9 protein-coding genes are annotated in these 8,237 nt (G+C 42.3%); 4 read left to right on the top strand and 5 right to left on the bottom strand.

Annotation, left to right across the window (positions count from 1 at the left end; genetic code table 11):
• Nucleotides 1–292: 292 nt before the first annotated feature.
• Both ACT8YW_RS20580 and ACT8YW_RS20585 read right to left on the bottom strand, forming a co-directional pair.
• Nucleotides 293–850: a YdeI/OmpD-associated family protein gene (locus tag ACT8YW_RS20580; protein WP_444106983.1), complete on the bottom strand. Its 558-nt coding sequence runs from the start codon at nt 848–850 to the stop codon at nt 293–295.
• 102 nt (nt 851–952) lie between these two features.
• Complete coding sequence (locus tag ACT8YW_RS20585) at nt 953–2,572, bottom strand: ABC-F family ATP-binding cassette domain-containing protein (RefSeq protein WP_117932965.1); 1,620 nt, start codon at nt 2,570–2,572, stop codon at nt 953–955.
• A gap of 265 nt (nt 2,573–2,837) precedes the next feature.
• On the opposite strand from ACT8YW_RS20585, the gene ACT8YW_RS20590 reads away from it, so the two are divergent.
• From ACT8YW_RS20590 to ACT8YW_RS20605, 4 genes are all read left to right on the top strand, one after another.
• Entirely contained in the window at nt 2,838–3,419 is a 582-nt protein-coding gene (locus tag ACT8YW_RS20590) for a nucleotide exchange factor GrpE (protein ID WP_004297892.1), read from the top strand.
• A 39-nt stretch (nt 3,420–3,458) separates the two neighbouring features.
• Entirely contained in the window at nt 3,459–4,643 is a 1,185-nt protein-coding gene (gene dnaJ / locus ACT8YW_RS20595; protein WP_444106984.1) for a molecular chaperone DnaJ, read from the top strand.
• A 162-nt stretch (nt 4,644–4,805) separates the two neighbouring features.
• A complete protein-coding gene (locus ACT8YW_RS20600; RefSeq protein ID WP_444106985.1) occupies nt 4,806–5,831 on the top strand; it encodes a YbjQ family protein in 1,026 nt (341 codons plus the stop codon).
• A 33-nt stretch (nt 5,832–5,864) separates the two neighbouring features.
• Nucleotides 5,865–7,004: a DNA alkylation repair protein gene (locus ACT8YW_RS20605; protein WP_444106986.1), complete on the top strand. Its 1,140-nt coding sequence runs from the start codon at nt 5,865–5,867 to the stop codon at nt 7,002–7,004.
• A 120-nt stretch (nt 7,005–7,124) separates the two neighbouring features.
• Here ACT8YW_RS20605 and ACT8YW_RS20610 read toward each other — a convergent pair whose 3' ends face one another.
• The 3 genes from ACT8YW_RS20610 to ACT8YW_RS20620 all read right to left on the bottom strand — a co-directional run.
• Nucleotides 7,125–7,517: a type II toxin-antitoxin system HicB family antitoxin gene (locus tag ACT8YW_RS20610; protein WP_004297896.1), complete on the bottom strand. Its 393-nt coding sequence runs from the start codon at nt 7,515–7,517 to the stop codon at nt 7,125–7,127.
• A 36-nt stretch (nt 7,518–7,553) separates the two neighbouring features.
• Nucleotides 7,554–7,742, bottom strand: coding sequence for a type II toxin-antitoxin system HicA family toxin (locus ACT8YW_RS20615; protein WP_007753884.1), 189 nt, complete (start codon nt 7,740–7,742; stop codon nt 7,554–7,556).
• Nucleotides 7,743–7,829: 87 nt separating this feature from the next.
• A partial coding sequence (locus ACT8YW_RS20620; protein ID WP_444106987.1) for a RagB/SusD family nutrient uptake outer membrane protein occupies nt 7,830–8,237 on the bottom strand: 408 nt, incomplete at its 5' end.

Consider the following 8,237-nt stretch of genomic DNA (forward strand, 5'->3'; position numbering starts at 1 on the left):
CAAGTTTTTCCAAATCGATTTTCTGCTAAATCCATAATGCTTCATTTTTATACATAGCAAAAATATAAGAATGAAAAAAGGACGACAAGATAGAATCGCGGAGACGCTTACCGGTGAAAAAGACAGTGTAAGAGCGCCCCTTCACCCGTAAACACACTATTTATCAGGAATCTGGAAGAAAGGTGAAGGGCAGAAAAACAACTACGTTCGAGAAAGAGAATTGAATATCAATTATGCGCATAATGCTTCTGTCCTGTTATTACAATCAAAGTTACAATTACAGACATAGGGATTAGTAGTATTTTTCAATTCCCCCAAATCCTTTTATCATTTTATTTTCCTTCGTTTTATTGATGAAGTTGTTCAATCTCTTTTCAAATTCTTCGGGCCGTTTTCTGGCAGCTTCAATGTATGCAATTCGGATACGTCTATACGCATCGGAAAATTGTTGGTAATTCTCCCATACAGTTTTATCCTCTTTCAGTTTTCCGATGATATCATTCGGGAAGACAAAAGGGGCTGACAATACTTTTCGTATATTATCTTCCCAATCAGGATGAATCATATTATGTTCCAGCAACCATTTCAGTCTCTCTTTGTTGGCTTGCGAGTAGGAACTTTTAGGGTTTCTGGGTGTGAAATGCTGGATTTTATGTTCTTTGTCGAGCGCCTTTATGGTGCTGTCGATCCATCCGAAGCAAAGGGCTGCTTCGACAGCGTCGTTGTATGTAACACTTTTTTCGCCCGAAGATTTGGAGGGGAATACAAACCAAACGTCACTGGCGTTTTCAAAGTTGTCTGCCAGCCATTTTCGCCAATCCTCTCTGTTTTCAAAATATTTTATTTCCATAGTGCTAAAAAGAACAGCAACCCATTGTTGAGAATAGGTTGCTGTTAAATTGGTTATTCATCAGACTTCATGTATGGGAGTCAGGAGCTTTTGTCCGGTCACTTATTTGTCTCCGTACATCTTCGCCCGCAATTCCTTAATATGGTCGGAAGTGATATATTCGTCATATTCCATCATCTTGTCGATGATACCGTTCGGTGTCAGTTCGATGATGCGGTTGGCAACGGTCTGGATAAATTCGTGGTCATGAGAAGAGAAGAGGATATTTCCTTTGTACGTCTTCAGGTTGTTGTTGAACGCCTGGATAGATTCCAAGTCCAGATGGTTGGTCGGAGTGTCCAGAATGAGGCAGTTGGCATTGCGCAGCTGCATACGGGCAATCATACAACGCATCTTCTCACCTCCGGAGAGTACGCTTACTTTCTTCAGCACCTCTTCGCCGGAGAAAAGCATACGGCCGAGGAAGCCTTTCATATATACCTCGTTGCCTTCTCCAAACTGGCTCAACCAGTCTACCAGGTTCAGGTCGGAATTAAAGAAGTCGGTATTATCCACCGGCAGGTAAGCAGTGGTGATGGTTACCCCCCAGCTGAAGGTACCTGCATCCGGTTTCATGTTTCCGTTGATAATTTCGAAGAAAGCAGTCATCGCGCGCGGATTGCGTGACAGGAATACCACCTTGTCACCTTTCTCTACGTTGAAGTTCACGTCGTTGAAGAGCACTACGCCTTCTTCCGTCTTCTTGCTCAATCCGGAAACTTCCAGAATCTGGTTGCCCGGCTCGCGTTCGGGAGTGAAGATGATGCCCGGATACTTACGTGAAGAAGGTTTGATTTCTTCTACGTTCAGTTTCTCCAACATCTTCTTACGGCTCGTTGTCTGCTTGCTCTTCGCTACGTTCGCGCTGAAACGGCGGATAAACTCTTCGAGTTCTTTCTTCTTCTCTTCAGCCTTCGCCTTCTGGTTCTGTTGCTGACGGAGAGCCAATTGGCTGGATTCATACCAGAAACTATAGTTACCGGCAAACATATTAATTTTTCCGTAGTCGATGTCTACGGTGTGTGTACATACAGAGTCGAGGAAGTGACGGTCGTGGCTTACCACCAATACGGTATGCTCGAAGTTGGCAAGATATTCTTCCAACCAGGTCACTGTTTCCATATCCAAGTCATTGGTAGGCTCATCGAGCAAGAGGTTGTCCGGATTTCCGTACAATGCCTGCGCCAGCATGACACGTACTTTTTCCTTACCACTCAATTCACCCATCAATACGTAATGCTTATCTTCTTTCACGCCCAGTCCGCTCAACAGCATCGCTGCGTCGCTTTCCGCATTCCATCCGTCCAACTCGGCAAATTTTTCTTCCAATTCGGATACTTTCAGTCCGTCTTCGTCTGTGAAATCTTCTTTTGCATACAATTCTTCGCGTTGCTTCATGATGTCCCACAACACGGTATGTCCCATCATGACGGTATCCATGACGGTATATGAGTCCCACTTGAAGTGGTCCTGACTCAACACCGAGAGACGTTCGCCCGGTCCGAGCGCAATCGTACCTGTTGTCGGGTCCAGATCTCCGTAAATCGTACGAAGAAACGTAGATTTTCCCGCACCGTTCGCACCGATAATACCATAACAATTACCACTCGTAAACTTCAGGTTTACGTCATTAAATAACACTCTTTTACCAAACTGAACCGATACGTTCGAAACTGTAATCATCTTATTATTTACTATTTTACTAGTTACTATTTACTATTTGAGCGTGCAAAGGTAGACATTTAAAATGAATTATGAGCTATCTGATATGTGCCAATCTGACATAAAAGTGTTACCTTTGCTGCGTTTTTTGGCAAAACGGCCAACTTGGCAAAGTTTTTGCAGACGAAATCTGTGACATCCGGTCAGTCCGGTATGTTTATAAGCGGTATCTTGCATAGATAACGTGTGTTTCTAAATAGTAAATAATAAAATAGTAAATACCAAGATGGATCCGAAAGAAAAAAAAGTGAAGGAAGAGGAACTGAATGTGGAGGAAACTCACAATCCTGCGGAAGACCAACCGCAAAACGAACAAGCAGAGGGAACCGCTCCGCTGACTCATGAAGAGGAGTTGGAAAAGGAACTGGAAAAGGCTCAAGAAGCGCTTGAAGAGCAAAAGGATAAATATCTGCGCTTGTCTGCCGAGTTCGACAATTATCGTAAACGCACTTTAAAGGAGAAGGCCGAACTGATCCTGAATGGTGGCGAAAAGAGTCTTGGCAGTATTCTTCCGGTAGTGGACGACTTCGAACGTGCCATCAAGACGATGGAAACGGCAACGGATGTCAATGCCGTAAAAGAAGGGGTGGAACTGATTTACAATAAATTTATGGCTGTTCTGGCTCAAAATGGTGTGAAAGTCATCGAGACGAAAGACCAACCGCTGGATACTGATTTCCATGAAGCCATCGCGGTAATCCCCGCACCGTCGGAAGCACAGAAAGGTAAGATTCTGGATTGTGTGCAGACGGGGTATACACTGAACGACAAAGTGTTGCGCCACGCCAAAGTGGTAGTAGGGGAATAAGGATTCGCAACCCATAAAACTCATAATTTTTAAAGAAGCATGGCAGAAAAAAGAGACTATTACGAAATATTGGAGGTGACGAAGACAGCCACAGTAGAGGAGATTAAGAAAGCGTACCGTAAGAAAGCAATCCAGTATCACCCTGACAAGAATCCGGGGGATAAGGAGGCGGAAGAGAAATTTAAGGAGGCGGCCGAGGCTTATGACGTGTTGAGTAACCCGGAAAAGCGTTCGCGTTACGATCAGTTCGGTCATGCGGGAGTGAGCGGTGCGGCAGGCAATGGCGGTCCGTTCGGTGGTTTCGGTAGCGAGGGGATGTCGATGGATGACATTTTCTCTATGTTTGGCGACATCTTCGGTGGCCGCGGCGGCGGTTTCGGGGGAGGCTTCGGAGGGTTTAGCGGATTTGGCGGTGGCGGTTCACAGCAACGCCGGTATCGCGGCAGTGACCTTCGTGTGAAAGTGAAGCTGACGTTGAAGGAGATCTCTACCGGAGTAGAAAAGAAATTTAAACTCAAAAAATATGTGCCGTGTGACCAGTGTCATGGCACGGGTGCCGAAGGTGAGGGCGGTTCGGAGACTTGTCCTACTTGTAAGGGTAGCGGCTCCGTGATCCGTAACCAGCAGACTATTCTGGGCACTATGCAGACTCGCGTCACTTGTTCTACTTGTGGCGGTGAGGGTAAGATTATCAAGAACAAATGTAAGAAGTGTGGTGGCGACGGAATCATTTACGGTGAAGAAGTGGTGTCGGTGAAAATCCCTGCCGGAGTGGCAGAGGGTATGCAGCTTTCTATGGGTGGCAAAGGAAATGCCGGCAAACACAACGGTGTGGCAGGCGACTTGCTGATTCTCGTAGAGGAAGAACCGCATCAGGACTTGATTCGCGACGAGAATGATTTGATTTATAATCTGTTGCTTAGTTTCCCGACTGCTGCTCTGGGCGGAGCCGTAGAAATTCCGACTATCGACGGCAAAGTGAAAGTGAAGATTGATTCGGGTACTCAACCGGGTAAGGTGCTCCGTTTGCGCGGCAAGGGATTGCCGAATGTGAACGGGTACGGAACAGGGGATTTACTCGTCAACATCAGTATCTATGTGCCGGAAGCGCTCAATAAAGAGGAAAAGAGCACGCTCGAAAAGATGGAGGCTTCGGACAACTTCAAACCTAACACGTCGGTGAAGGAGAAGATTTTCAAGAAGTTCAAGAGTTTCTTCGATTAATTTTTTGCTATAATATATAAGGTATAAGTGAGCTGCAATCTTTTTTGTGGCTCACTTCTGTTTTTAGGGCTTGTCCTTTTAAAAAAAAGACATATATTTGTGTAGCAAACAAATGGACGTAAAGCGACATAAAATAAATACTAACACTTTAAAATTCATATTATGAGAAACGAATTTATCATGTCCACGACTAACACAATAGAGGGTTGTCCTATAAAAAAATATATAGATACCATCTGTTCCAATATCGTGATAGGTACCAATATATTCTCCGATTTTGCTGCATCATTCACTGACTTTTTTGGTGGACGTTCTGACTCGTATAGAAGAAAATTGGAAATTATATACGGCGAAGCATCAAAGGCATTGAAACAAAAAGCATTAAACTTGGGTGCAAATGCGATTGTTGGTTTCAGAGTCGATTTTGATGAAATTTCCGGTAAGGATAAATCAATGTTTATGGTTTCTGTTTCCGGAACGGCCTGTATCATTGAAATTAATAATAAAGAATTATCTGAAGAGGAGATCATTCGTACATCCATCAGTCAATCTGATTTGCAAAAGGAAATAGACAGGCGGTATATTATTTCGCAAATAAAAGATGCGGTACCTTTGACTTCCGAATGGGTAGAGTTTTTACTGAAATATCCGCAAACAGAGATAATAGAAAGTCTTATAAAAAGATATATCTCCATAGATCTCGATTATTATGCGGAAGAGGCGGCTAACATCAAACAGGTTTTATCTGCCACTCCTCCTGATTTCGTCATTCCCGTTATCTATCAGCATATTGAACACAAAAAGATAAGAATTCTAATAAAGGAGTGCTGTCTTTTTGATGGTGAGTCTATATATGAAACAATAGTGAAAGGAAAAATCCACGAAGGGGTGAGATTGTTGTCAGCAACAAAGAATTCTTATGATGCCAAGGATTTAAAATGGATGAAAACAATATTAGAGTGTTTAAACAGCCTGCCGGATACGGGAAAAATAGAAGTTGTAAAAGGCGGTGTGTTTACAAGAGATAATGGCGAGAAGTATATATGCGAAAATGGACATAAAAATCCTGTTGATTCGTCCTTTTGCGAGAAATGTGGAGTTAATATGAAAGGAATGACCGAGGGGGAGGTGAAGCATATTGATTCTTTAAAGGAAAGATATAGTATTATTGAACAATATATCCAATAAGTCGGGGCTCTAACTAAAATATATAAATCAAGTATGGCAGAACCTTTTAAGAATATGTACAACGAGCAATTTTTCGATCTATTTACGAAAGATTTGAAACTTGTTATCGATGATTTTGATGCTCACGGGTTTGTTTCTCAAGTTATGGATGATGAATGGGAAGGCAGGGAACTTAAACAGCGCTGCATACATATCACTACCATTCTGAAAAAGTTTTTGCCGGCAGATTACAAAGAGGCAATCGCTAAGATTCTTGAGTTGTTGGATCATGTAAAAAGTACGCGGCCTGATTTTTCGGTGATAGATGATACGAAGTTTGGATTGATGCTGGAGTATGGGGCGATTCTGGATAATTATGTCGAGCAATATGGGTTGGATGATTATGAAACGTCTGTCAAGGCGATAGAGAAAATCACGCAGTTCACAAGTTGCGAGTTTGTGACTCATCCTTTTATTATAAAATATACGGATGAAATGATGAAGCAGATGTTGGTTTGGTCGAAACATGAGCATTGGGGAGTAAGGCGGCTTGCGTCAGAAGGTTGCCGTCCGCGTTTGCCTTGGGCGATGGCTTTGCCGAATCTGAAGAAAGATCCGACACCTATTATTCCTATTTTGGAGAATCTTAAAAATGATCCGGCAAGATTTGTACGGTTGAGCGTTGCCAATAATTTGAATGATATTGCGAAAGATAATCCGGAAATTGTCATTGATTTAGCAAAGAAATGGAAGGGTGAATCGAAAGAGGTAGACTGGATTATTAAACACGGTTGCCGGACGCTCTTAAAGCAAGGGATTCCGGAGGTGATGGAGTTGTTTGGCTTTAATTCTATCAGAAATAATATTAGTGTGGAAGATTTTCAGATTTCAAGTCCTAAGGTTAAAGTCGGGGATTCGTTGGAGTTTGGTTTTAACTTGTTGAATCATAGCAATAAGACAATCAAAATACGGCTTGAATATGGTATCTATTACCAAAAAGCAAATGGAACGCTGACGAAGAAAGTTCATAAAATCAGCGAAAAAGAATATACCGGGAATTCTACCACACGAATAACGCGAAAGCACTCTTTCCGTGTGGTTACAACGAGAAAATTCCATCTCGGGCTTCATCAAATTGCTATAATAATCAATGGGAGTGAATTTGAAAAATATGATTTCGATTTGATTGAGTAATTCGATTGCTGCAACAAATAATATAAATCCTCGATTCTCCGGATGAAAATCGAGGATTTTTTATTTGGGTTCGTCTTTATCTCACACTAGCTGGAAGTTGAATATATAGCACTCTATATATTACAATAAATTGATTGCCGATAATTCCTTTGATAAAGCCTGAATACCTTTTTGTATTTTTTCAAGTTGTTGCCTGCGAGGCTTATGCACTCCGGCAGCATAATGCCATAATTGCCGTTCATTAATACCCGTAATCCGACTCAATGCAGCTTTAGTGAAGATGTTGCTATAATAGTTTATAAATGTAGCAGCATCAATCTTGAATTTTAATTCAAACTCTCCGGACAATACTTCACAAGGATTGGAATTATCTTCCAAATACAATTCAATCGCCTCTCGCATGTTGTCCTCAATCTCTCTCATGTCATTGCCAACAGTGATAACCGGAGCATCTTCAATATAAGCACTCAAGTTCTTTCCTGCGTGTTCCACAATTACTTCTACTGTTTTCATATCTCCTCCTATATTAAATTACAGAAAACAAGGGGGCTACTTTAGCCCCGCTTGTTTCAAAATGCTGTAATAAGTGCCTTTCTCAACGCCTTTGCTATTATGATTCGGTACAATAACTACCCTACCGTTCTTCTCAAACTTCATGTGGCTACCTTTCTGACCTTTTAGAACAAAACCGTTTTCCAGCAACATAGTTACAACGTCTTTAACTGATTTGTAACTCATAACGCTTTGGACTTAATTACTGCACAAATATAGTAATTATATGAACACTACCAAAAGAAGTATTCATATTTTCACTATGATTTCTTCCTAATACCCCGGATTCTGTTTCAACCTCTCATTCATCACCCGTATTTTCTCCGGTATAGGGAATACAGTTGTATATCCACTTGCCTCATCCGGCAGTTGCGGACGGCTGCTGTAAGCTCTTGTAAACTTCCCGAAGCGGACTAGGTCCTGACGTCTCCATCCTTCCCAAGCCAGTTCCAGCTGACGTTCGGCAAGGATATTCTCTAAAGTGGCAGTGCGGGGAGAAGCGTTGACACGGCTACGAACTTCATTGAGTTCTTCATCTCCGTTTGCTCCGTTCCGGACTTTCGCTTCACTCTTCATCAACAAAGCGTCTGCATAGCGGAACAATACAATGTCATTCTCCATCAACTTACCGTCTTTTGTGGCAGTCGGGTCGACTTCATACTTTTTCATGCGGGCTCCTGC

This window comes from Bacteroides sp. (genome assembly GCF_052357945.1).
Taxonomy (GTDB): domain Bacteria; phylum Bacteroidota; class Bacteroidia; order Bacteroidales; family Bacteroidaceae; genus Bacteroides.